Annotated in this window: 26 protein-coding genes; 18 read left to right on the forward strand and 8 right to left on the reverse strand. The window is 62.1% G+C overall.

What is annotated here, in order from left to right; translation table 11 throughout:
- The 13 genes from nuoG to ispF all read left to right on the forward strand — a co-directional run bounded on the left by nuoG (nucleotide 1) and on the right by ispF (nucleotide 12,961).
- Nucleotides 1-2,322, forward strand: a complete 2,322-nt coding sequence (gene nuoG, locus V6M89_RS07310) for an NADH-quinone oxidoreductase subunit NuoG (RefSeq protein ID WP_332852565.1) — start codon at nucleotides 1-3, stop codon at nucleotides 2,320-2,322.
- Nucleotides 2,322-3,404, forward strand: a complete 1,083-nt coding sequence (gene nuoH / locus V6M89_RS07315) for an NADH-quinone oxidoreductase subunit NuoH (protein WP_332852566.1) — start codon at nucleotides 2,322-2,324, stop codon at nucleotides 3,402-3,404. The genes nuoG and nuoH overlap by 1 nt, the downstream gene beginning before the upstream one ends.
- A gap of 12 nt (nucleotides 3,405-3,416) precedes the next feature.
- Entirely contained in the window at nucleotides 3,417-3,905 is a 489-nt protein-coding gene (gene nuoI, locus V6M89_RS07320) for an NADH-quinone oxidoreductase subunit NuoI (protein WP_020702142.1), read from the forward strand.
- A 97-nt stretch (nucleotides 3,906-4,002) separates the two neighbouring features.
- Nucleotides 4,003-4,641, forward strand: coding sequence for an NADH-quinone oxidoreductase subunit J (locus tag V6M89_RS07325; protein WP_332852567.1), 639 nt, complete (start codon nucleotides 4,003-4,005; stop codon nucleotides 4,639-4,641).
- Nucleotides 4,638-4,946, forward strand: a complete 309-nt coding sequence (nuoK, locus tag V6M89_RS07330; RefSeq protein WP_008450334.1) for an NADH-quinone oxidoreductase subunit NuoK — start codon at nucleotides 4,638-4,640, stop codon at nucleotides 4,944-4,946. Before V6M89_RS07325 ends, nuoK begins: the two co-directional genes overlap by 4 nt.
- 48 nt (nucleotides 4,947-4,994) lie before the next feature.
- Complete coding sequence (gene nuoL / locus V6M89_RS07335; protein WP_332852568.1) at nucleotides 4,995-7,097, forward strand: NADH-quinone oxidoreductase subunit L; 2,103 nt, start codon at nucleotides 4,995-4,997, stop codon at nucleotides 7,095-7,097.
- Between the two features lie 31 nt (nucleotides 7,098-7,128).
- The gene (locus tag V6M89_RS07340; RefSeq protein WP_332852569.1) at nucleotides 7,129-8,631 is read left to right on the forward strand and encodes an NADH-quinone oxidoreductase subunit M; all 1,503 of its coding nucleotides are present in this window, start codon (nucleotides 7,129-7,131) and stop codon (nucleotides 8,629-8,631) included.
- Between the two features lie 16 nt (nucleotides 8,632-8,647).
- Nucleotides 8,648-10,153, forward strand: a complete 1,506-nt coding sequence (gene nuoN / locus V6M89_RS07345) for an NADH-quinone oxidoreductase subunit NuoN (RefSeq protein ID WP_332852570.1) — start codon at nucleotides 8,648-8,650, stop codon at nucleotides 10,151-10,153.
- On the forward strand, nucleotides 10,153-10,458 hold the full coding sequence (locus V6M89_RS07350) for a DUF2818 family protein (protein WP_332852571.1): 306 nt from the start codon (nucleotides 10,153-10,155) through the stop codon (nucleotides 10,456-10,458). The genes nuoN and V6M89_RS07350 overlap by 1 nt, the downstream gene beginning before the upstream one ends.
- A gap of 33 nt (nucleotides 10,459-10,491) precedes the next feature.
- Nucleotides 10,492-11,046, forward strand: coding sequence for an NUDIX hydrolase (locus V6M89_RS07355; RefSeq protein WP_332852572.1), 555 nt, complete (start codon nucleotides 10,492-10,494; stop codon nucleotides 11,044-11,046).
- Entirely contained in the window at nucleotides 11,043-11,735 is a 693-nt protein-coding gene (locus tag V6M89_RS07360) for a hypothetical protein (protein WP_332852573.1), read from the forward strand. The genes V6M89_RS07355 and V6M89_RS07360 overlap by 4 nt, the downstream gene beginning before the upstream one ends.
- A 9-nt stretch (nucleotides 11,736-11,744) precedes the next feature.
- Nucleotides 11,745-12,458, forward strand: a complete 714-nt coding sequence (gene ispD / locus V6M89_RS07365; RefSeq protein WP_332852574.1) for a 2-C-methyl-D-erythritol 4-phosphate cytidylyltransferase — start codon at nucleotides 11,745-11,747, stop codon at nucleotides 12,456-12,458.
- Between the two features lie 14 nt (nucleotides 12,459-12,472).
- Nucleotides 12,473-12,961 carry a 2-C-methyl-D-erythritol 2,4-cyclodiphosphate synthase gene (ispF, locus tag V6M89_RS07370; RefSeq protein ID WP_116988050.1) on the forward strand — a complete coding sequence of 163 codons (489 nt, stop codon included), beginning with the start codon at nucleotides 12,473-12,475 and terminating at the stop codon, nucleotides 12,959-12,961.
- Here the strand turns inward: ispF and V6M89_RS07375 are convergent.
- From V6M89_RS07375 to V6M89_RS07385, 3 genes are all read right to left on the reverse strand, one after another.
- Nucleotides 12,901-13,404, reverse strand: coding sequence for a DUF433 domain-containing protein (locus V6M89_RS07375; RefSeq protein WP_332852575.1), 504 nt, complete (start codon nucleotides 13,402-13,404; stop codon nucleotides 12,901-12,903). The genes ispF and V6M89_RS07375 overlap by 61 nt on opposite strands.
- Nucleotides 13,334-13,603 carry a BrnT family toxin gene (locus V6M89_RS07380; RefSeq protein ID WP_332852576.1) on the reverse strand — a complete coding sequence of 90 codons (270 nt, stop codon included), beginning with the start codon at nucleotides 13,601-13,603 and terminating at the stop codon, nucleotides 13,334-13,336. The genes V6M89_RS07375 and V6M89_RS07380 overlap by 71 nt, the downstream gene beginning before the upstream one ends.
- A gap of 109 nt (nucleotides 13,604-13,712) precedes the next feature.
- The gene (locus V6M89_RS07385) at nucleotides 13,713-14,450 is read right to left on the reverse strand and encodes an SDR family oxidoreductase (protein WP_332852577.1); all 738 of its coding nucleotides are present in this window, start codon (nucleotides 14,448-14,450) and stop codon (nucleotides 13,713-13,715) included.
- Nucleotides 14,451-14,579: 129 nt separating this feature from the next.
- Here V6M89_RS07385 and V6M89_RS07390 point away from each other — a divergent pair, with 129 nt between their 5' ends.
- Nucleotides 14,580-15,485 carry a LysR family transcriptional regulator gene (locus V6M89_RS07390; RefSeq protein ID WP_332852578.1) on the forward strand — a complete coding sequence of 302 codons (906 nt, stop codon included), beginning with the start codon at nucleotides 14,580-14,582 and terminating at the stop codon, nucleotides 15,483-15,485.
- Between the two features lie 55 nt (nucleotides 15,486-15,540).
- Nucleotides 15,541-15,837, forward strand: a complete 297-nt coding sequence (locus tag V6M89_RS07395) for a hypothetical protein (protein WP_332852579.1) — start codon at nucleotides 15,541-15,543, stop codon at nucleotides 15,835-15,837.
- On the opposite strand, the gene V6M89_RS07400 is transcribed toward V6M89_RS07395, so the two are convergent.
- On the reverse strand, nucleotides 15,838-17,079 hold the full coding sequence (locus V6M89_RS07400; RefSeq protein ID WP_332852580.1) for an MFS transporter: 1,242 nt from the start codon (nucleotides 17,077-17,079) through the stop codon (nucleotides 15,838-15,840).
- 103 nt (nucleotides 17,080-17,182) lie between these two features.
- Between V6M89_RS07400 and V6M89_RS07405 the strand changes: the two genes are divergently transcribed.
- Nucleotides 17,183-17,794, forward strand: a complete 612-nt coding sequence (locus tag V6M89_RS07405; protein ID WP_332852581.1) for a TetR/AcrR family transcriptional regulator — start codon at nucleotides 17,183-17,185, stop codon at nucleotides 17,792-17,794.
- Nucleotides 17,795-17,918: 124 nt separating this feature from the next.
- Entirely contained in the window at nucleotides 17,919-18,527 is a 609-nt protein-coding gene (locus V6M89_RS07410) for a PEPxxWA-CTERM sorting domain-containing protein (protein WP_332852582.1), read from the forward strand.
- 163 nt (nucleotides 18,528-18,690) lie between these two features.
- Here V6M89_RS07410 and V6M89_RS07415 read toward each other — a convergent pair whose 3' ends face one another.
- From V6M89_RS07415 to V6M89_RS07430, 4 genes are all read right to left on the reverse strand, one after another.
- Nucleotides 18,691-19,680, reverse strand: a complete 990-nt coding sequence (locus tag V6M89_RS07415; RefSeq protein WP_332852583.1) for an FHA domain-containing protein — start codon at nucleotides 19,678-19,680, stop codon at nucleotides 18,691-18,693.
- A complete protein-coding gene (locus V6M89_RS07420) occupies nucleotides 19,677-21,110 on the reverse strand; it encodes a S1 family peptidase (protein WP_332852584.1) in 1,434 nt (477 codons plus the stop codon). Before V6M89_RS07420 ends, V6M89_RS07415 begins: the two co-directional genes overlap by 4 nt.
- 33 nt (nucleotides 21,111-21,143) lie before the next feature.
- The gene (ribA, locus tag V6M89_RS07425; RefSeq protein WP_116988059.1) at nucleotides 21,144-21,797 is read right to left on the reverse strand and encodes a GTP cyclohydrolase II; all 654 of its coding nucleotides are present in this window, start codon (nucleotides 21,795-21,797) and stop codon (nucleotides 21,144-21,146) included.
- Nucleotides 21,798-21,920: 123 nt separating this feature from the next.
- Entirely contained in the window at nucleotides 21,921-22,622 is a 702-nt protein-coding gene (locus tag V6M89_RS07430; RefSeq protein WP_332852585.1) for a pirin family protein, read from the reverse strand.
- 142 nt (nucleotides 22,623-22,764) lie between these two features.
- Here V6M89_RS07430 and V6M89_RS07435 point away from each other — a divergent pair, with 142 nt between their 5' ends.
- Nucleotides 22,765-23,709, forward strand: coding sequence for a LysR substrate-binding domain-containing protein (locus tag V6M89_RS07435; RefSeq protein WP_332852586.1), 945 nt, complete (start codon nucleotides 22,765-22,767; stop codon nucleotides 23,707-23,709).
- Nucleotides 23,710-23,778 lie beyond the last annotated feature (69 nt).

The following is a 23,778-nucleotide window of genomic DNA, read 5'->3' on the forward strand; positions in this document are numbered from 1 at the left end:
ATGGTTGAAATCGAAATAGACGGCAAAAAAGTCGAAGTCCCTGCTGGTAGCATGGTGATGGACGCCGCCAACAAATTGGGAACCTACATTCCGCACTTCTGCTATCACAAGAAATTGTCGATCGCTGCGAACTGCCGTATGTGCCTCGTCGAAGTGGAAAAGGCGCCCAAGCCTTTGCCAGCATGCGCAACGCCGGTCTCGGCAGGCATGATTGTGCGCTCCGCTTCGGACAAGGCCGTACAGGCACAGAAGTCCGTCATGGAATTCCTGTTGATTAACCACCCGCTGGACTGCCCGATCTGCGATCAGGGCGGCGAGTGCCAGTTGCAAGACTTGGCAGTCGGCTACGGCAAGGGCGAATCGCGCTACGAAGAAGACAAGCGCGTCGTCGTGCCGAAAGATGCCGGCCCGCTGGTCTCCATGCAGGAGATGGCGCGCTGCATCCAGTGCACCCGTTGCGTACGTTTCGGCCAGGAAGTGGCCGGCGTGATGGAACTGGGCATGATCGGCCGCGGCGAACACTCGGAAATCACCGCGTTCGTCGGCCAGACCGTCAACTCTGAGATGTCCGGCAACATGATCGACCTGTGCCCGGTAGGCGCGCTGACGTCGAAGCCGTTCCGCTACAGCGCCCGTTCGTGGGAACTGTCGCGCCGCAAATCGGTATCGCCGCACGACGGCCTGGGCGCCAACCTGATCGTTCAGGTCAAGGCCGGCAAGGTCAAGCGCGTACTGCCGCTGGAAAACGACGCCGTCAACGAGTGCTGGATTTCCGACAAGGACCGCTTCTCGTACGAAGGCCTGGAAGCCGCCGACCGCCTGACTCAGCCTATGCTGAAGCAGGGCGGCGAGTGGAAAGAAGTCGATTGGCAGACCGCGCTGGAATACGTCGCGCACGGCCTGAAGAACATCAAGCACGAACACGGCGCCAACGCGCTGGCCGCACTGGCCACGCCGCACTCGACGCTGGAAGAACTGCACCTGCTGCAAAAGCTGACCCGCGCCATGGGCTCGGACAGCGTCGACACGCGCCTGCGTCACAGCGACTTCTCGCTGAGCGATGTGACCCCTTGGCTGGGCATGTCGATCACCGAGTTCGGTCAGCTGAACCGTGCCTTCGTCATCGGCTCGTTCCTGCGCAAGGATCACCCGCTGCTGGCTACCCGCCTGCGCACGGCAGTGAAGGGCGGCGCCAAGCTGTCCATCCTGCACGCAAGCGACGACGACCAGCTGATGAACATCGCGAACAAGATGATCGTGGCTCCGTCGGAGTGGCTGTCGGCGCTGTCGCAAGTGGTCGTGGCCGTGGCCAAAGCCAAGGAAGTTGCCGCACCTGCGGGCTTCGAAGGCGTACAAGCTTCCGACGCCGCCAACGCGATCGCCGCTTCGCTGATCTCCGGCGAGAACAAGGCTGTCTTCCTGGGTAACGCGGCAACGCAACACCCACAGGCTGCCGCGCTGCACGCCGCCGCACAATGGATCGCCGAACAAACCGGCGCCAAGCTGGGCTACCTGACCGAAGCCGCCAACACCGTCGGCGCTTACCTGGTCAACGCCAACGGCGCCAAGGCTCCTGCGTTCTCCGAGCAGAAGCAAGCCTACGTGCTGCTGAACGCCGAGCCTGAGCTGGACGCACACAACCCGCAAGCCGCCGCCGCCGCACTGAAACACGCGGAGATGGTCGTCGTCATGTCGGCCTACAAGCACGGCATGGACTACGCCGACGTACTGCTGCCGGTCTCGCCATTCAGCGAAACCTCGGGCACCTTCGTCAACTGCGAAGGTCGCGCGCAAAGCTTCAACGGCACCGTCAAGCCGCTGCTGGAAACCCGCCCTGCGTGGAAAGTCCTGCGCGTGCTGGGCAACATCCTCGGCCTGTCCGGTTTCGACTACGACACTTCCGAAGCGATCCGCGACGAAGTGCTGGGCGCCGGCGTGACCGACCTGTCGGCCAAGCTGAACAACATCACCAAGCAAGCTGTCGTTGCAGCCTCCGCTGCTTCCACCGGTACGGAACGTATTGCAGACGTGCCTATCTACTTCGCCGACGCCGTTGTGCGTCGCGCCGAGTCGCTGCAGAAGATGGCCGATGCGGCTGCGCCTAAAGCGCACCTGTCGACCGCCCTGGCGCAGCAGCTGGGTGTCGCCGCCGGCGACAAGGTCAAGGTAACGCAAGGTTCCGGCAGCGCGATCCTGGTCGCCGCTGTTGATGCCAAACTGCCTGCCAACGCAGTCCGTGTCGCCGCCGCTCACGCGTCGACCGCTGCACTGGGCGGCATGTTCGGTTCCATCACCGTTGAAAAAGCAGGGGAGGGTAAATAATGGCTCTGCCTGAATTCGTCAATACCATCAATGCCACCGGCGCGGAAGCGCTGGGGCAGTACTGGCCACTGGCCTGGGCGCTGATCCGCGTGATCGTCGTGCTGCTGCCGCTGATGGGCCTGGTTGCCTATCTGACGCTGTGGGAACGTAAGTTCATCGGCTGGATCCAGATCCGCGTCGGTCCTAACCGCGTCGGTCCGATGGGCCTGCTGCAGCCGATCGCCGATGCGCTCAAGCTGCTGTTCAAAGAGATCATCACCCCGGCCAAGGCCAACCGCGGCCTGTTCGTGATCGGTCCTATCATGACCATCATGCCGGCGCTGGCCGCATGGGCGGTGGTGCCGTTTGGCGCCGAAGCCGTACTGGCCAACGTCAACGCCGGCCTGCTGCTGCTGATGGCGATCACCTCGATGGAAGTCTACGGCATCATCATCGCCGGCTGGGCTTCGAACTCGAAGTACTCGTTCATGGGCGCGATGCGCGCTTCGGCACAGATGATCTCCTACGAAATCCCGATGGGCTTCGTACTGGTGGTCGTGCTGATGGTGTCCGGTTCGCTGAACTTCGGCGACATCGTCGCCGGCCAACAGAAGGGCATGTTCGCCGAGCACGGCCTGAACATCCTGTCGTGGAACTGGCTGCCGCTGCTGCCGCTGTTCGTGGTCTACCTGACCTCGGGCCTGGCGGAGTGCAACCGTCACCCGTTCGACGTGGTCGAGGGCGAGTCCGAGATCGTTGCCGGCCACATGGTCGAGTACTCGGGCATGGCCTACGCCATGTTCATGCTGGCCGAATACGCCAACATGATTCTGATCGCGACCCTGGGTTCGATCATGTTCCTGGGCGGCTGGTCCGCACCGTTTGCCTTCCTCGAATTCTGGGGCGGTTTCGGCGGCTTCTTCTGGTTGTTCGCCAAGGCGTTCTTCCTGGTGTCCGTCTTCATCTGGGTGCGCGGTACTTTCCCACGCTACCGTTATGACCAGATCATGCGTCTGGGCTGGAAAGTGTTTATCCCTCTGACGCTGGTGTACCTGGTGTTCGTGGCCGGCTGGATGCAGACATCCTGGAATATCTGGAAGTAAGGACTGGAAAAAATGGAACGTTTAAAAGACTTTATCGGCAGCTTCATGCTGACCGAATTGATCAAAGGGATGGCGCTGACGGGCAAGTATATGTTCTCGCGCAAGATCACCGTGCAGTACCCGGAAGAGAAGACGCCTATGTCGCCACGCTTCCGCGGCCTGCACGCTCTGCGACGCTATCCGAATGGTGAAGAGCGCTGCATCGCCTGCAAACTGTGCGAAGCAGTGTGCCCGGCGATGGCGATCACCATCGAATCCGAGCAGCGCGACGATGGTTCGCGCCGCACCACGCGTTACGACATCGATCTGACCAAGTGCATCTTCTGCGGTTTCTGCGAAGAGTCGTGCCCGGTTGATTCGATCGTTGAAACGCACGTGCTGGAATACCACGGCGAGAAACGCGGCGATCTGTACTACACGAAAGAGATGCTGCTGGCCGTTGGCGATCGTTACGAAAACGAGATCGCCGCAGCCCGCGCAGCGGACGCTCCTTACCGCTGATGAAATGCGGCTGGTCCTTAACCTCGCCAAGGCGAGGCCAAGGCACGCCGCATATCACTGGTGTGTCGATCAATAATGTACGTCTCTTGGGTTAGTTATGGAATTTAAAACTGCTTTGTTCTACGCCTTCTCAGCCATCATGATATTGGCTGCGACGCGCGTTATCACGGCCCGCAATCCGGTCCACGCCGCACTGTTCCTAGTGCTGGCGTTCTTCTCGGCTGCCGGCATCTGGATGCTGCTGGAGGCTGAGTTCCTCGCCATCGTGCTGGTTCTGGTCTACGTGGGCGCCGTCATGGTGCTGTTCCTGTTCGTGGTCATGATGCTCGACATCGATACGGACAAGATGCGCGAAGGCTTCTGGGGCTACCTGCCTGTCGCTTCCTTCGTCGGCGTCATCATCGTGCTGGAAATGGCCGCCGTGCTGTGGCGCTCCTTCCTGTCGTTCGATCAGCAGCCGGTCAACGCCGGCAACATCGGCGGCACCAAGGAACTGGGTATCCAGATCTACACCAAATACATCTACGGCTTTGAGATCGCCGGCGTCATCCTGCTGGTCGCGATCATCGCCGCCGTGGCGCTGACCCTGCGCAAGCGCAAGGACACCAAACATTTCGACCCGGCTGACGCAGTGCGCGTCAAACGTAACGACCGCCTGAAGATCGTCAAGATCGCACCGGTCACCACACGTGGCCAGGATGCCGCAGGGTCGGCAGAAGTTAAGGAGGCACCATGACTTTATCGCTCGCTCACTACCTCGTTCTCGGCGCGATACTGTTCGCGATCTCGATCGTTGGTATTTTCCTGAACCGCAAGAACATCATCGTCCTGCTGATGGCCATCGAATTGATGCTGCTGGCAGTGAACATGAACTTCATCGCGTTCTCGCACTACCTGGGCGATGCGGCCGGGCAGATCTTTGTGTTCTTCATCTTGACCGTGGCGGCTGCTGAATCGGCAATCGGCCTCGCGATCCTGGTGGTGATGTTCCGTAACCTGGACACCATCAACGTTGAAGACCTCGATAGCCTGAAGGGTTGATCCCGTGGCTAAAGTTCAAACCTCGAAAAATAACGATTAAGGTTCATCATGGCGGTTACACTTAACCCTAATCTCCTGCTAGCCGTACCCTTGGCGCCGCTGGCCGGCGCCGCGATTGCGGGCTTGTTAGGAACTAAATTCTTCGGCAACGTCGTAGGTCGCAAGACCTCGCACACCGCGACCATCTTGGGCGTGCTGGTTGCCTTCATCCTGTCGGCGCTGACGCTGAACGACGTGGTCAACGGCGCCTACTACAACGGCACCGTCTACAACTGGATGACCGTGGCCGGCCTGAAGCTGGAAGTCGGCTTCCAGATCGACGCGCTGTCGGCGATGATGATGTGCGTGGTGACCTTCGTGTCGCTGATGGTGCACATCTACACCATCGGCTACATGGCGGAAGACGAAGGCTACAACCGCTTCTTCGCCTACATCTCGCTGTTCACGTTCTCGATGCTGATGCTGGTCATGGCGAACAACTTCCTGCAACTGTTCTTCGGTTGGGAAGCCGTGGGCCTGGTTTCCTACCTGCTGATCGGTTTCTGGTACACCCGCCCAACGGCGATCGTGGCCAACATGAAGGCCTTCCTGGTCAACCGCGTCGGCGACTTCGGTTTCATCCTGGGTATCGGCCTGCTGCTGGCCTACGCCGGTTCGATGGACTATCAGGAAGTCTTCGCCAAGAAGGAACAGCTGATGTCGATGACCCTGCCGGGCACCGACTGGGCGCTGCTGACCGTCGCCTGTATCTGCCTGTTCATCGGCGCGATGGGCAAGTCGGCGCAGTTCCCGCTGCACGTCTGGCTGCCTGACTCGATGGAAGGCCCAACCCCGATCTCGGCACTGATCCACGCCGCGACCATGGTTACCGCCGGTATCTTCATGGTGACCCGCATGTCGCCGCTGTTCGAACTGTCGGACACCGCGCTGTCGTTCATCCTGGTCATCGGTTCGATCACCGCGCTGTTCATGGGCTTCCTGGGCATCATCCAGAACGACATCAAGCGCGTGGTCGCTTACTCGACGCTGTCGCAGCTGGGCTACATGACCGTGGCGCTGGGTTCGTCCGCTTACTCGGTGGCTGTGTTCCACCTGATGACCCACGCATTCTTCAAAGCGCTGCTGTTCCTGGGCGCCGGTTCGGTCATCATCGGCATGCACCACGACCAGGACATCCGCAACATGGGCGGCCTGCGTAAGTACATGCCTATCACCTGGATCACTTCCTTGCTGGGTTCCCTGGCGCTGATCGGCACGCCGTTCTTCTCGGGCTTCTACTCGAAGGATTCGATCATCGAAGCCGTCGCCGCGACCCATATCTGGGGCGCAGGCTTCGCTAACTTCGCCGTGCTGGCTGGCGTGTTCGTGACCGCGTTCTACTCGTTCCGTATGTACTTCCTGGTGTTCCACGGCGAAGAGCGTTTCGGCAAGGCCCACGCGCACGATGACCATCACCATGCTCCGGCCAAGGCGCATGACGACGGCCATGGCCACGACGACCACGGTCACGACGAGGAATCGCATGCCGATTCCGACGACCACGCACACCACGGTCTGGCCCCAGGTCAGAAGCCGCATGAATCGCCATTCGTGGTCTGGTTCCCGCTGGCGATGCTGGCCATCCCTTCGGTCATCATCGGCTACCTGACCATCGGTCCTATGCTGTTCGGCGACTTCTTCAAAGGCGTGATCGCCTTCGGTGAAAACCACCCTGCGATGGAAGAACTGGCGCACGAGTTCCACGGCCCGATGGCGATGGCGATGCACTCGCTGACCTCGCTGCCGCTGTGGCTGGCCATCTCCGGTGTCGCATCGGCGTACTACTGCTACATGATCAATCCACGCGTACCGGCCTGGTTCTACGCCAAGTTCAAGTTCCTGCACACGCTGCTGGAGAACAAGTACTACATGGACAAGTTCAACGAGGTCGTATTCGCCGGCGGCGCGCGCCTGCTGGGCAATGGCCTGTGGAACATCGGCGACAAGACCCTGATCGACGGCTTGCTGGTCAACGGCAGCGCCAAAGTAGTGGCTTGGTTCTCGTCGCTGACCCGCCTGGCGCAGACTGGTTACATCTACCACTATGCGTTCGTCATGATCCTCGGCATTCTGGGGTTCCTGGTCTACTTCCTGCCGTTTTGGCACGCTTAATTAGCTGATACGCAAAGAGATAACGATAACCATGATGCAGTCAATTACATCCTATCCTCCGTTCCTGAGCCTGGCGATCTGGCTCCCGATCCTGTTCGGCCTGATCGTGCTGGCCCTGGGCCGCGACTCCAACGCCGGCCTGGTCCGCGTTGGTTCGCTGATCGCTTCCATCATCAGCTTCGTGGCCACGCTGCCGCTGATCGTCCACTTCAACAACGCGGCCCACGGCATGCAGTTCGTCGAGAAGTCGCCGTGGATCGAGCGCTTCAACATCTACTACTCGCTGGGCATCGACGGCCTGTCGCTGTGGTTCGTGCCGCTGACCGCCTTCATCACCGTGATCGTCGTGATCTCGGCCTGGCAGGTGATCCAGAAGCGCGTCGCTCAGTACATGGGCGCCTTCCTGATCCTGTCCGGCCTGATGATCGGCGTGTTCTGCGCCATGGACGGCCTGCTGTTCTACTTCTTCTTCGAAGCCACGCTGATCCCGATGTACATCATCATCGGTATCTGGGGCGGCGATAACCGCGTGTATGCGTCGTTCAAGTTCTTCCTGTACACCTTCTTCGGTTCGCTGCTGACGCTGGTCGCCATCATCTACCTGTACAAAGTATCGGGCGGCAGCTTCGACATCCTGATGTGGCACAAGATCGCCCTGACGATGAAAGAGCAGATCTTCATCTTCATCGCCTTCTTCATGGCCTTCGCCGTTAAAGTTCCGATGTTCCCGGTCCACACCTGGCTGCCGGACGTCCACGTGGAAGCGCCTACCGGCGGTTCCGCCGTGCTGGCCGCGATCATGCTGAAGCTGGGTGCTTACGGCTTCCTGCGATTCTCGCTGCCTATCGTGCCGGATGCATCGCACTACATGGCGCCGTTCGTCATCACCCTGTCGCTGATCGCCGTGATCTACATCGGCCTGGTCGCACTGGTACAGAAGGACATGAAAAAGCTGGTCGCCTACTCGTCGATCGCGCACATGGGCTTCGTCACCCTGGGCTTCTTCATCTTCAATAACATGGGCATCCAGGGCGCCATCGCACAAATGATCTCGCACGGCTTCATCTCCGGCGCGATGTTCCTGTGCATCGGCGTACTGTACGACCAGGCGCACTCGCGCCAGATCGCCGACTACGGTGGTGTCGTCAACAAGATGCCGAAGTTCGCCGCGCTGTTCATCTTCTTCTCGATGGCCAACTGCGGTCTGCCAGCGACTTCCGGCTTCGTCGGCGAGTTCATGGTGATCCTGGGCGCCACCCAGTACAACTTCTGGATCGGCCTGCTGGCCGCGACCGCGCTGATCCTGGGCGCAGCCTACTCGCTGTGGATGGCCAAGCGCGTCATCTTCGGCAAGGTCGCCAACCACCATGTGGCTGAACTGGTCGACGTCAACGGCCGCGAATTCCTGATGCTGGGCATTCTGGCTGTCGCTGTTCTGTTCATGGGCCTGTACCCAGCGCCATTCACCGACACGATGCAAACCTCGGTTGCAGACCTGCTGGCTCACGTTGCACACAGCAAGCTGCCTTACTGAAAACGGAAACACATAAATGACTACTCCACTTCCACAAGCAGTTATCGACATGGTGCCGCTGTACGCAGAGATCACCCTGCTGGTCGGCGCCTGCGCGATCCTGTTGATCGATATGTTCCTGTCGCAGGGTAAGCGCTCGGTGACCTACGTGCTGTCGCTGCTGACGCTGCTGATCTGCGGCGCCCTGAGCTACCACGACTACGCGGCCGGCACCACGGTCTACACCTTCAACGGCATGTTCGTGTCCGACCCGATGTCGAACCTGCTCAAGCTGTTCACCTACCTGGCCGTCGGCCTGACCCTGGTCTACTCGCGTCAATACGCGGACGACCGCGGCATGTTGAGCGGTAACCTGGGCGGCGAGTTCTACGTGCTGGCGCTGTTCGCCATGCTGGGCCAGATGGTCATGATCTCCGGCTCCAACTTCCTGTCCGTGTACCTGGGCGTGGAACTGATGTCGCTGTCGCTGTACGCGCTGGTGGCGATCCGCCGCGACAACCACAAGGCCACCGAAGCCGCGATGAAGTACTTCATCCTGGGCGCGCTGGCATCCGGTTTCCTGTTGTACGGTATCTCGATGCTGTACGGCGCGACCGGCACGCTGGACATCGCCAAAGTGGCTACCGCTGTCGCAGCCGGCACCATCAAGCCGACCATCCTGGTCTTCGGCCTGGTGTTCCTGGTCGCCGGCCTGGCGTTCAAGTTGGGCGCAGTACCGTTCCACATGTGGGTACCGGACGTGTATGAAGGTTCGCCAACCGCAGTGACCCTGCTGCTGGGCGGCGCACCGAAGATCGCCACCTTCGCCATCTGCATCCGCCTGCTGGTGGAAGGCCTGCTGCCGATGGCAGTCGATTGGCAGCAGATGCTGATGGTGCTGGCGGTTATGTCGCTGGCGATCGGCAACCTGACCGCGATCGCGCAGACCAACTTGAAACGTATGCTGGCTTACTCCACCATCGCGCAAATGGGCTTCGTGCTGCTTGGCCTGCTGGCTGGCGTTGCAGGCACCACCGACCGCACCGGCGCCGCCGCTGCCTACAGCGCCGCGATGTACTACACCATCACCTACGTGCTGACCACCATCGGCAGCTTCGGCGTGTTGATGCTGTTGTCGCGCGCCGGCTTCGAAGCGGAAAACCTGGCGGACTTCAAAGGCCTGAGCAAGCGTAACGGCTGGTTCGCGGTGGTCATGTCGATCCTGTTGTTCTCGCTGGCCGGCGTGCCGCCGATGATGGGCTTTGCCGCCAAGTTCTCGGTGCTGACCGCCGTGCTGGGCACCGGCCAGATCTGGCTGACCGTGCTGGCGGTGATGTTCTCGCTGATCGGCGCGTTCTACTACCTGCGCGTCGTCAAGATGATGTGGTTCGATGAGCCGACCGACAATGCACCGATCGTGGTCAAGGGCGACATGAGCTTTGCACTGAGCCTGAACGGCGTCGCCATCATCGCTCTGGGCCTGCTGCCAGGCCCGCTGCTGGCGGCCTGCCTGAAAGCCATCACCCTGACGCTTAACACCTGATGGATGTTTCCGTCGCTAGCTGGTTGGTGATCGCCGCTGCACTGGTGGCCGCCAACCTGCCGTTTTTCAATGACAAAGTATTCGCACTGGTGGCCACCAAGTGGCCCCGCAAGCCGCTGTTCGTGCGGCTGGCGGAAATGGCGGTGCTGTACTTTGTCGTCGGCGCCATCGGCTTCGCCCTCGAAGCGCAGATCGGCAACCGCTTCCCGCAGACGTGGGAATTCTACGCAATCGCCGCCTGTATCTTCATCGTCCTGGGCTTCCCGGGATTCATTGTCCGCTACCTGCGCAAGCGTCACGGCTGATACACTATCGTTCTTCAACGACGTGGAGCAGGCATGGACAAGCATCTGACAGAAACCCGTATCGACGGTGAATTGGTCTACGACGGCCACTTCCTCAAAGTTCAACGCGACACGATCGCTCTCCCTGACGGCAAGCACACCGCGCGCGAATACGTGCTGCACCCCGGCGCCGTGGTGATCCTGCCGCTGCTGGACGACGGCACGGTGCTGATGGAGCGCCAGTACCGCTATCCGCTGCACCAGGTGTTCATCGAATTCCCGGCCGGGAAAATCGACCACAACGAAGACCCGCTGGCCAGCGCCAAGCGTGAACTGGAAGAAGAAACCGGCTACACCGCCAGCGAGTGGCAGTTCGTCAGCACCATCCACAACGCCATCGCCTATTCGGACGAGCACCTGGACCTGTACCTGGCGCGCGGCCTCAAAGCCGGCCCGCAGAAGCTGGACGAAGGCGAGTTCCTCGAAACCTTCACCGCCACCATCGACGAGCTGCTGCAATGGGTGCGCGAAGGGAAAATCACCGACGTCAAGACCGTCATCGGCATCTTCTGGCTGGACAAGCTGCGCGCGGGCGACTGGACGCTATGAAGCTCCCCGTCCTCGTCGGTCTCGGCCTGCTGGCCAGCGGCGCGGCAAGCGCCGCCGCGCAGCGCACGCCGTTCCAAGTCCGCTGCGAGGATACGATCGCGAAGACGGTGTCGGTGCTGTCGGCGAAGCAGAACGGCTACACCATCAACAACCAGCTGCCATACCGCGCATTGACCGCGAAGTCCGGCAACATGGACAACAAGATGGTGACGCTGGGGTTGACCGTGACCAAGGGCCAGTATTCGGTCGACCTGGGCGGGCCGGTGCTGCAGGATCCGGTCAGCGGCTACGAATGCATCGCTCCGCGCGTGGACCTGAAGCTGAATTATTCGCCGGTGCTGATTTATGTCGGCAACGAGTTCGCGCCGGGCACCTGCGCGTACCAGGCGATCCTCGAACACGAACAGCGGCATCTGCAGGCCTACATGGAAAACCTGGCCCGCGTGGAGCTGGTGGTGCGCGAGGCCTTGAACAAACGCTTCGAAGCCAAGCCGCTGTATGCGCCGTCGGGCACGGCGATGTCGGCGCTGGAGCACGAGATCAACGGCACCTGGTTCCCTTTCATCCGCGATGAATTCGACAAGGGCAGGGCCAAACAGGCGGAGATCGATACGCCGGAAGAATACGCCCGCATGGGCAAGGTCTGCGACGGCGAGATCGCCGCCATCCTGCTGCGCCGCCATAAATAACTGAACACTATGACTGCATCCCAACACACACCGCGTTACTTTGCATTGTTGCCCGCCGCAGGCGTTGGCGCGCGCATGGCGGCGGACGGACCCAAACAATACCTGACGGTGGGCGGCAAGCCGATGCTGCGTCATGCGGTCGACGCGTTCCGCGCCAGCGACCGGGTGGCGCACACCTACGTGGTGGTCAGCGCGGCCGACGGCCAGATCGACGGCGTGCTGCCGGCGGACCTGGACGGCGTGACGGTGCTGCGCTGCGGCGGCGCCACCCGCATGGACACGGTGCTCAATGCCCTGCGTGAGCTGCAAGGCGTGGTCGCCGGCGGCGACATGATCATGGTGCACGACGCCGCGCGTCCGGGCCTGACGCCGGCCCTGATCGCCAAGCTGATAGACGGCGTGGGCGACGATGCCGCAGGCGGCCTGCTGGCGCTGCCGGTGGTGGACACGGTCAAGCGCGCGACCGGCGTGGTGCCGGTGGCGGCGACGACCGTCTCGCGCAACGGCCTGTGGCTGGCGCAGACGCCGCAGATGTTCAGCTACGAGTTGCTGCTGCGCGCCCTGGGCAGCGCCCCGGACGCCAACGCCATCACCGACGACGCCAGCGCCGTCGAGATGCTGGGCCTGTCGCCGCGGCTGATCGAAGGCCATCCACGTAATTTGAAAGTCACGCTGCCGGCCGACATCCGCATCGCGGAAATGTACCTGGCCGCCGGCGAATAACACAGGATAGAAAAATGACCAAACTCCCATTCCGCATCGGCCAGGGCTACGATTGCCACGCACTGGTGGAAGGCCGCAAGCTGATTATCGGCGGCGTCGACATCCCGCACCATGTGGGCCTGCTGGGCCACTCGGACGCTGATGTGCTGCTGCACGCGATTACCGATTCGATACTGGGCGCCGCGGCGCTGGGCGACATCGGCAAGCACTTTCCTGATACAGATCCGCAGTTCAAGGGCGCCGATTCGCGCACCTTGCTGAAGGAAGCAGCGCGGCGCGTGGTGGCCACCGGCTACAGCATCGGCAACATCGACGCGACCATCATCGCGCAGCGCCCGAAGATGGCGCCGCACATCGCCAGCATGTGCGCGAATATCGCGGAGGATTTGGGCGTGGCCGTCGGCCAGGTCAACATCAAGGCCAAGACCAATGAGAAGTTGGGCTACCTGGGCAGGGAAGAGGGCATCGCGGCCGAATCCATCGCCTTGCTGATATCTTCGTAAAACAAGGTCGCCTCTGACTCGAGTACGCCGATAGCCAAGTCACGGGACACTGCGGGATAGTCCGTTAAAAACTCGTCCATTGTTTTTTTTCTCAGTAGATAGTCGAACATACGTTTGATTGGCACGAGTGTGTTTTTAAATACGGGCATACCACCCAAAATAGCCGGCTCCATTTGAACCAAAGGCGTTAGCGATCTCATGAATGCAAGCACCTCAGGGTCATCCGGATCGGTGGGCGACTTTCGCGGCGGAATAATTCTCCCGTTAAACCGATGTATCGGTTCTGAGTAGACGCCGGATTCCAAAGGAGGGCAATCTTCATCATATTCGATCTCGTCTTCGGGAATAGGCATAACGCTCGTCCAGTCACCATCATCTTCCGAACAGGGTGCGTCTTTCATGGCGATTTGCTTTCCGAAATGAGATAAGTCTGATTTCATCATCGTGCTCCGTATAGATAACTGCAACTTCGCGGCCGGCGAAATGTCCAATCGTAATAAAACGCTGTTCGCCATAGTGAAAACGCATGTCCTCCGCCGTATAGCATTCCGCGCCAAACACGGCGTGCGCGTCGGCGAAATCCAGGCCGTGCTTGCGCAGGTTGCTTAGGCGCCTGGCTTCGTCCCACGTGTACGTAGTCATTTCAGTTTAGTGGCTTAAAGATATCCTTCAAGCGCCACCAAATAAAAATGCCAGGTCGCCAGGACATCGTTTCGATATCCTGTGCCTGGCATTCTCAACCGTCCTTCGATTAGATCAATAGTGCGCCGCCGTCGACGACGTGGGTCTGGCCGGTGGCGTAGCCGCTGCTCATCAGGAACAGGTAGGCGGCGGCGACGTCTTCCGCCGATCCCACGCGCCCGACCAGCATCGACTCACCGACGTCGGTAAACAACTGCTCACGCTGCGCTTGCGGCATGTCCGACCACAGATTCGTCGCGATCACCCCCGGCGATACCGCATTGACCCGCAGCGGCGCCAACTCCACCGCCAGCGCCCGCGTCAGCGCCTCCACCGCGCCGCACACGCTGGACATCAGCGACCATCCGCTCTGCGGACGCGCCGACGCGATCCCGGTCGTGAAGGTGATCGAGCCACCCGCCCGGATATGGCGCGCTCCGTACTTGGCCGCCGCCAGCGCGCCCCAGTAGCGCAAGTCAAACACCGAGCGCGCCGCCGCCAGGTCGACGCCCGGCAAGGCGCCGATCGTGAGCGCATCGCCCGCCGTATAAACCAGATGATCGAATTCACCTGCGGTGGCGAAGAAGCGCTCGATGGCCCGTTCATCGCGCAGATCCAGCGCGCAGCCCTGCGCCTTGCTGCCGAGGTGTTCCAGCGCCTTCTCGACGCGCGAGATCTGGCTCGACACCACCAGCACCTCCGCCTGCTCACGCAAGGCCTCGCGCGCCACCGCCAGCCCGATGCCCGAAGAAGCGCCGAGCACTATCACTCGCTGCCCAAGCAAGCGGCCGCCCGTACCTGATTTCATATCGTTGGTTGCATACATCATGTTCTCCTTGAATGAGGCGGAAAGTCCGCATGCAAGAATTCTGATGCAAAACCACCGATACTCCGATAGCATGGAACTCATATCATTCATGACAAATCGGCATACATCATGGCGTTCGACGAAAGGGTAGTAAATGGCATGCGCGTGCTGGCGGCGATCGTCGATGCCGGCAGCTTCGTGCGTGCGGGCGAGGCGTTGGAGATGTCGCAGTCCGGCGTCAGCCGCGCCATCGCCAAGCTGGAGGCGCGGATCAACATCCGGCTGTTCGACCGCACCACGCGCAAGGTATCGCTGACGGACGAAGGCCGGCGCTTCTATGCACAAATCGGCCCGCTGCTGGCGGGGCTGGAGGAGGCGGTGGCCTCGGCGGGAGAGGGCGCGGTGGTGGTGCGCGGACGGCTGCGCGTCAATATCGAGCCGCTGCTGGCGCGGCTGCTGCTGGGCCCCAAACTGGGCGCCTTCCTGAAGCGGCATCCGGAACTGGATCTGGACCTGGTGGCGCGCGACCAGTTGGGCGACATGGTGGGCGATGGCTTCGACCTGGCGATCCGTTTCGGCGATCCGCAATCGTCATCACTGATCGCCCGCAAGCTGATGGACACGCGCGTGCTGACCGTCGCCACGCCGGCCTACCTGCGCCGCCATGGCGTGCCGAAGAAACCGTCCGACCTTGAAAGCGAGGACCACACCTGTATCCATTTCCGCAATCCGGCGACGGGCCGGCCCTACGACTGGGAGTTCCATCGCGGCGGCAAAACCACGGTGGTCAACCCGCGCGGCCAGCTGACGCTGAACGACGCCGGCACCATGGAAAGCGTACTGCTGGCCGGCTACGGCCTGGCGCAGGTGATCGACCTGGCGGTGGAGCCGCTGCTGCGCTCAGGCGCGCTGACGCCGGTGTTGACGGCATGGCCGGACGAACGCTTCCCGATGTATGCCTACTACCCTTCGCGCTATCATCCGCCGGCGAAAACGCTGGCCTTCCTGGAGTTCATTACTTCGTTGACGGGATAGCCAGTATCGATAAACGATCTGCTACCATGGCGCTTTTGACGGCGAAGGATGGACGATGGCGCGTGATATCTACGCTTATCGGCAGGTGGCGGTGCATTCGGTGGAGCGCGCGGGCAGGGTGGAGATCCATCCGGTGCCGGGACAGGCGTTCTCGCCTGAACTGCATGTGCAGTGTTCGCGCAGCATGAGCGACGAGTACCCGCTCGGCACTTGCTTCCTGCTCGACGCCAAGCTGACCGATCGCCTGGGCGGCACGCCATATTTGTACGCCTGGCATGGCGATGAGATCAAAGTGCTGTCAGCCAGGGAGACCAAGGCCTTCCTGGCTGAATTCAAACGCGGCCGGATCTGATCAATGAACGGCGTGCAGCTTGGCTAAAGGCTTGCCGTCGTCCCGCGCCCACGCCGCAATGACGGCGGCCATCGCCAGCGCAAACACGCCGCCGACCACCATCGCGCTCGACACGCCCAGATAGTCGACCGACACGCCACCCACCAGCGCACCGCTGGCCAGTGAGATCTGCGCGGTGGCGACGAACACCGCGCCGCCGCTCTCCATCGCATCCGGCGCGGCCTTGAACATCCAGGTTTGTACCGAGATCGGCATCATGCCGAAGGCCAGGCCCCAGATCACGATCAGCACCGTGGCGCCGGCGGCCGTGGTGCCGAACAGCGGCATCGCCGCGGCGGACAACCCCATGATCACGCCGGTGGCGATCAGCGAGTTTTTCACACTTTTGGCCACCGCCCAACCGCCGATCAGATTGCCGGCGAAGCCTGCCGCGCCATAAATCAGCAGCAGCACGCTGATGGTCTTGGCGCTCAAGCCGGCAACCTGGCTTAGGAATGGCGTCACATAAGTGTAGGCGGCGAACTGGCCGATGAAGATCAGCAGCGTGGCCAGCATGCCCAGCCGCGCCTTTTGCACGCGCAGCAGCGCCGGCAACTGGCCAAAGGTCAGGGCGGTCGTGGTCGGCAGCCGTGGCAGCAGCCACATTTGCGCCGCCAGCACCAGCAGCGACACCGCGCTGGCGGTGAAGAAGGCCATGCGCCAGCCCACCATCTCGCCGATCATGGCGCCGGCCGGCACGCCGGCCACGGTGCCCAGCGAGATGCCGGCAAAGATGATCGAGGTGGCGCGGGCGGCCGAGGCTTCCGGCACAAGCCGGTTGCCCAGCGCGCCGCCGATGGCCCAGAAACCGCCGACGCCTATGCCCAGCAAGGCGCGTCCGGCCAGCACCAGTGGATAGCTGTGCGACAGTGCGACGATCAGGTTGGAGACGATCAGCGTGGCGGTCAGGCCCCAGATGACGTAGCGGCGGTCGGTCTTGCCGACGCCGATGGTGACCAGGATGGCGGCGAACGCGGCCACCAGGCCGGGGACGGTGACCATCATGCCGGCGATGCCTTCGGTTACGCCCAGTTCGGCGGCGATGGACGGCAGCAGGCCGACCGGCAAGAACTCCGTGGTCACCAGCGCGAACGAGCCGACGGCGACCGACAGCACGGCCAGCCAGGCGGCGCGGGTGGGTGTGGAAATGGGCGAGGGCGCGTCGTCGGGCAGGACGGCCTGGGCGTTGGTGTGGTTTTGCATATGAGTTATTCCCTATGAGCTGTAAAAATACTTGAGTTTTTTACTGATCGGTTCATAATGAAGATCTCCAAGAACTTTGTCAATCAATTTTTAACCGATCGGTATGAAAGATATTTCTGCAACTGCTCGCAAGTCCGGCCGCCCGCGCACTTTTGACGCGGAGACAGCCCTGGACAAGGCCATGAAAGTGTTCTGGGAGAAGGGCTACGAAGGTAGCTCGCTGCCGGAGCTGACCGAGGCGATGGGCATGAACCGTCCCAGCCTGTACGCCGTGTTCGGCAACAAGGAGAATTTGTTCCGCATGGCGCTGGAGCGCTACGGCGCTTCCCACGATCCGCTGTTCAACGCGGCGCTGGAGCAGCCGACCGCGCGCGCCGTGGTCGAGCATTTTTTGCGCGGCAATGCCGACGCCCAGACCGAATCCGAGAACCCGCACGGCTGCCTGGTGATCAACGGCGCGCTCGCCTGCAGCGACGATGCGTTGCCAATACGCGACTCTTTAATCGAACGCCGCGCCGCCAGCGAGGCTAAATTGCGCGCGCGCCTGGAGCGCGCCAAGGCTGATGGCGACCTGCCGGCTGACAGTTGTTCGGGCCAGATGGCGCGCTATGTGATGACGGTCTCCAATGGGATGGCAGTGCAGGCGGCGGCCGGCGCCACCCGCAAACAGTTGCAGGAAGTGGTGGACCAGGTGCTGCGCGGCTGGCCTTCTTGATGTTGCCGAAACATTGCAAAAAACACATATTCAGTAACAAAATGAAATTTTAGTTGTGTCTTTGAAATTAGTCGGTAGAATAGCGTCATTGAGTCGCCGTTCCCACCTTTTTGAAAGTCACAACATGAAAATGTCCAAACTGATCCTGGCAGCAGCCATCGCCGCAGCAAGCGTTTCGGGCGCCGCATCGGCCGCCAACCTGATTCAGAACGGCGACTTTGAAAACGTCACCGGCGCCAATCTGAACAACTACGTCCGTGTGGGCGCAGGCGAAGGTGCGATTGCCTTCTGGACCGTCGGCGGTAATTCGGTCGACGTCATCAACCAAAGCTACAACTCGATCTGGGGTAACAGCATCGACATGCTGGGCACGCCAGGTCCGGGCGTACTGTCGCAATCGTTCACCGCAGTCGCCGGCACCACCTACACGCTGTCGTTCGACCTGACCCACAACCCATACTCGCACGGCGCCGATCTGGACGTGTTCGTTGGTGGCAACCACTACTCGTTCGATGGCAGCACCCCTGTCACCAACTACACCTTCAACTTCACCACCACCGGTGGTTTGCAAGCGCTGGTGTTCAGCAGCGTTGGTGGCGACGGTTACTCGGGCGCCGTGCTGGACAATGTGTCCGTCACCACCGCCGTACCTGAGCCGGAAACCTACGCCATGATGCTGGCCGGCCTGGGCCTGGTAGGCGCCATTGCCCGCCGCCGCAAAGCAGCCAAGTAACAGACAGCACATAAAAAAGCCCGCCGGCACTGAACGCATGCAAGCGCGTTCAGGCCGGCGGGCTTTTTTTATCCGGGGTCAGGTCCCCCATTTGCGCATGAGCTGAAGCGTAGCGAGCCGCTACGGCCGGGTTCGTGACCAAATGGGGGACCTGACCCCGGGGTTATTCGTTGCCGTCGTCGTCGTCGGTTTCCGGCGTGCCGTCCTTGACTGCGCGGGCGCGGGCGGCGTCGGCGCCGGTTTTCAGTTTGGCGGCGTCGGCCATGAACTGGTCGACGCTGCGATCGGGACTATGGCGCACTTCCGGCGGCAGCAGCACCGACATGTACAGCTCGTCCGAGGCGCGCCCCGTGCTTTGCAGATTGGTCATCAGCATCAGGCCGGCGCCGCCCACCAGCATCACCCAGCAGCTGATCGCGAAGCGACGCGGATGGTGGGGCTTGATGGTGATCAGGTGGAAGAACAGCATGCCGCAGGCGATCGCCAGCGTGACCAGGTTGCCGTAGCGGGTGAATGCTTCGGCCGACCACGCATACGCCAGCGCCGCGCCGCCGACCCGCCATACACCCAGCACGGCCAGGCCGCTGCCGAGGATGAACAAGTGACGGCCCAGCCGCGCGTGGCTGCCGAACAAACGGTTGGCCAGCGCCCATACACCGCTCCACAGCAGGCCTGCCGCCAGGCTGCTTGCCAGCACCAGCAGGTAGCGTATCAGCGCGAACGGTTCGACGTCGGACAGCCAGGTTTCCGCGCAGGTGAAGATGGCGATCAGCGCCAGGCCTATGGTGGCGGGCGCCGTGCCTTCCCAGCCGTGCATGGTGGTGTCGGCCACTTCGTCGGCGACCGGGAAGTCGGCCGCGCGCACCCGCAGCCGCGTGTGGCCCAGGCGCACCATGGTGTCGCCAGCCAACACCACGCTGGTCTGGCGCTTGCCGTTCAGGTAAGTGCCGTTCTTGCTGCCCAGGTCGCGCAGCACCAGCTCGCCTTCCTCGTTGGCGTCGACCACGGCGTGGGCGGCGGCGCTGTGGGCGTCGTCGAGGATGACGTCGTTATCGTAGCTGCGGCCCAGGCGGATCGGCAGCGCGGCTACCTTGTGACGGTGCAGCACGTCGCCGTTGCGGGCCAGGATCTCGATGAAGTAGGGGGCTTTCATTGCTTGCCTCCCTTGGCCGGAGCGGCCGCCACGACAGGCTTCTTGACCACCGGCGCCAGGCCCAGCGATTCGATGAACACGCGCGACAGGCGCAGGCCGTTTTCATACGAGACGCCGCGCGCATCGAGCCGGCTTTGCAGGCTCATCAAACCCTGGTCGGTGCTGGCGGTCAGCAGCGCGAAGTCGTACAGGCCGGCGAACTTGCGGTAGGCGCGCACGCACAGCACGGCGCGCAGCGGCAAGTCCTTGTTCTTGACGAAGTCCTCGGTGCATTGCGGGCCGGTCAGGCGGGTGTCCTTGTTGGTGCCGAAGTGTTCGTTCTTGAACGAGGAACTGGCCAGTTGCGCGAAGCGCAGCTTGTCCAGGCCGGTGCTGCGCAGGTACTGGTGGCGTATGCTCAACTGGCCGGTTTGCAGCGAGCCGCTGACGAAGATCGCCGACTCCATGGCGCAGCTGGCGTCGTCCACCGTGAACGGCTTGTCGGCCTTGACGTTGGAGCGGCCCCAGCATCGCATCTGCTCGGACTCGCGCACCGGCACCTGATACGGGCCCATCGGTTTCAGGGTCAGCGGGCTGGCCAGCAGCTGGTCGACCATGGCGCGCTGATGGTTCAGCAGCTGGGCGGCGACCACGGCGGTGAAGTCGGTCGGCGTTTTCTTTTGCTGCTCCACGCGCTTGAGCAGGTCCTGCGCAAAGCGGGCCGGCACCAGGAAGCTGACCAGTTCGCCATCGAGGCGCTTGGAGACGTTGACGCCGGCCACCGCGCCATCCACCGTCACGCTGGGGCCGCCGCTCATGCCGGAGTTGATCGGGCCGGTGAACATCAGCTGGTCGTAGAAGCTGCGCGCGATCACGCCGTTGTAGGCGCCTTCGGAAATGGCGAAGCCCAGGTCGAGCGGATTGCCCAGCGAGTACAGGTACTGGCCCTGCGTCAGCTTGGCCAGCTGTTCGGGGATCTTGAAGAAGCCGGTGCCGTTGCGGCTCACGCGCAGCACAGCCAGGTCGTGCAGCACGTCCACCGCCAGCAGTTCGACGTTGCCGCGCTGGCCGCTGGTGTCCACCCATTCGCCGACGTAGGTGTCGGGATCGAGCGCGAACTGCGAGACCACGTGGTAATTGGTGATCACCAGGTTGCTGGTGCCGATCAAGAAGCCGGAGCCGACCGACGATTGCGTGCGGCCGCTCTTGAGCAGCGAGCGCACTTGCAGGATATCGTTTTTGGCGGAACCGTAGAGATGCTGGGCCGCGGTGGAGGGCGGCGGCAGCGGGGCGGCGTCGGCGTTGTCGGCGTCGGGCGCCGAGGCCTTGGCGGAAGACTGCGCGGCGGCCAGTTGCGGCGGCGCGGCCGCCGCGTTCGCGCCTGGCGCCGCCAGTGCGGCGGCGCTGGCCCAGGTCAGGGCGATGGAAACGGCAAGCTGGTTAAATTTCATGCAGTCCTTAAAATCAAGCTTTAAAAACCAAGCTTACAGCGCGCCATCCTCCACCGGCGCCGGGGTCAGCGGCGTCATCATGTGGCCCAGCTTGGCTGCCTTGGTGTTCAGGTAGTGCTGGTTAAAGGCATTGCGGTTGACCAGCAGCGGAACGCGCTCGGCCACCTCGATGCCCAGTTTGGTCATGGCATCGATCTTACGCGGATTATTGGTCATCAGGCGTAAGCTTTTGACGCCGAACTGCGCCAGCATCGGCTGCACCAGGCCATAGGTGCGCTGGTCCGGCTTGAAGCCCAGTTGCTCGTTGGCCTGCACGGTGTCGGCGCCGGCTTCCTGCAGGCGGTAGGCGCGGATCTTGTTGATCAGGCCAATGCCGCGCCCTTCCTGGCGCAGGTACAGCAGCACGCCGCGGCCTTCGGCGGCGATCTTCTTCAGCGCGCCTTCCAGCTGGGCGCCGCAGTCGCAGCGCTGCGAGAACAGCACGTCGCCGGTCAGGCACTCGGAATGCACGCGCGCCAGCACCGGCTCGCCGTTGCCGATGTCGCCCAGCACCATCGCCAGGTGTTCCTTGCCGGTTGCCTTTTCGACAAAGGCGTGCAGCGTGAACTGGGCCCAAGGGGTCGGCAGGGCGCAGGAAGTCATGTAATCCAGTTCGTCTGTTGCCGGGGTTGCTGCGCTCTGCGACATAGCTATGCTCTTCAATTAATTGATATTCAAGGTAAAAAAGGCGCGCCGGGCTGTTCGAACAGACCCGGCGCGCCCTTCATGATACCAAAACTGGCGGAAAGTTTTTTTAGGCCGGCCTCTAGCCTACGAAGGCAGGTCGAACACCAGCACTTCCGCCGCGTTGGCGTCTTGCAGCGTCACCAGCGTTTCCCCGGTGATTTTCAACGCATCGCCGCCTTTGAGCGCCGTGCCGTTGACCGTCACCTCGCCACGGATCACGTGGACATAGGACTGGCGCCCTGCGGCCAGCTCATGCTTCAGGCTGTCGCCCGCCGTCATGATGGTGGCGTAGATCGCCGCATCCTGGTGGATCAGCACCGAGCCTTCGCGGCCGTCGTTGGAGGCGATCAGGCGCAGCTGGCCCAGCTTGCTCTCCGGCGTGAAGTGCTTTTCCTCGTAGCTCGGCGGAATGCCGGTCTGGTTGGGCTGGATCCAGATCTGCAGGAAATGCACCTGTTCGCTCGGCGAGTGGTTAAACTCGCTGTGACGCACGCCATTGCCGGCGCTCATGCGCTGGACGTCGCCGTAATGCAGCACCGAACCGGTACCCATGCTGTCCTTGTGTTCCAGCGCGCCGCTGAGCACGTAGGAAATGATTTCCATGTCGCGGTGACCGTGGGTGCCGAAGCCCTGGCCGCCCTGGACCTGGTCTTCGTTGATGACCAGCAGCGGGCCGAAACCGGTATGTTTCGGATCGTGATAGCTGCCGAACGAGAAGGTGTGGCGCGATTGCAGCCAGCCGTGGTTGGCGACGCCGCGTTCTTCACTTTTACGAATTTGCAACATGGTAGGGCTCCGTTTCTTGTAAGTTAATGTGCGATAATTTTGAAAGCTGTTTTCTTATCGCTGCATCCATGAATCACAGTATAAACGGGTGCTTCGGAATAAAAAAACGGAAAATTTACCGCTTTACTATCGAAAAAATCGAATGCTAAGACTCAGCCTGGAAGCCCTGCAAATCGTCGACGCCATCGACCGTCGCGGATCGTTCTCCGCCGCCGGCAAGGAGTTGCACCGCGTGCCCTCGACCATTTCCTACACCGTCGGCAAGCTGGAGGACGACCTCGGCGTGCAGGTATTCGAGCGCAACGGCCCGCGCGTGGTGCTGACGGCGGCCGGCGTCGAGCTGCTGAAAGAGGGGCGCTATCTGCTGAAAGCCGCGCAGGACCTGGAACATCGCGTGCGCCGGGTGGCCTCCGGCTGGGAGACCGAGCTGGCGGTCGGCATGGATTCGATGTTCTCGGCCTGCATGTTCCACGACGATATCAAGGCCTTCTACGAGGTCGCCCAGCAGACCCGGCTGCGCATCGTGCAGGAAGCCCTGTCCGGCACCTGGGAAGCGCTGCTGGACCGCCGTGCCGACCTGCTGGTGGGCGTGGCGGGCGACGGCCCGGCCGGCGGCGGCTACGTCTCCCTGCCGATCGGCAAGATCGGCTTCGTGTTCGCGGTGGCGCCGTCGCATCCGCTGGCGGCGGTGCAGGGCCGGCTGGACCGCGTGCAATTACAGCAATACCGCGCCGTCAGCGTGGCAGACTCGGCGCGCCAGATGGCGCCGCGCACCGTCGGCCTGCTGCTGGGCCAGGATACGCTGACCGTACCCGACATGGCCACCAAGTTCCAGTACCAGCTGGCCGGCATGGGCTTCGGCTTCCTGCCGGAGCCGTGCGCGCGCGCCGCCATCGCCGCCGGCCTGCTGGTGGAGAAGGAGGTGGAAGAGCCCAAACCGGCCGAAACCTTCTACCTGGCCTGGCGCAGCGGCGAGCACGGCGCCGCGCTGCAGTGGTGGCTGGCCCGCATGAAACAGCCGGGGCTGTTCGAGCGGCTGGTCGGGCATTTGCCCCACCGTTTGATATTGCCCGCCTCGCCAGCATAATGTTGGCCGACGCCAATAATTTCGGAGTACCATAGCAGGATCACCGACCGCTTTCGCTGGACACCCCCA

Source organism: Duganella sp. S19_KUP01_CR8 (genome assembly GCF_036688705.1).
Lineage (GTDB): Bacteria > Pseudomonadota > Gammaproteobacteria > Burkholderiales > Burkholderiaceae_D > Rugamonas.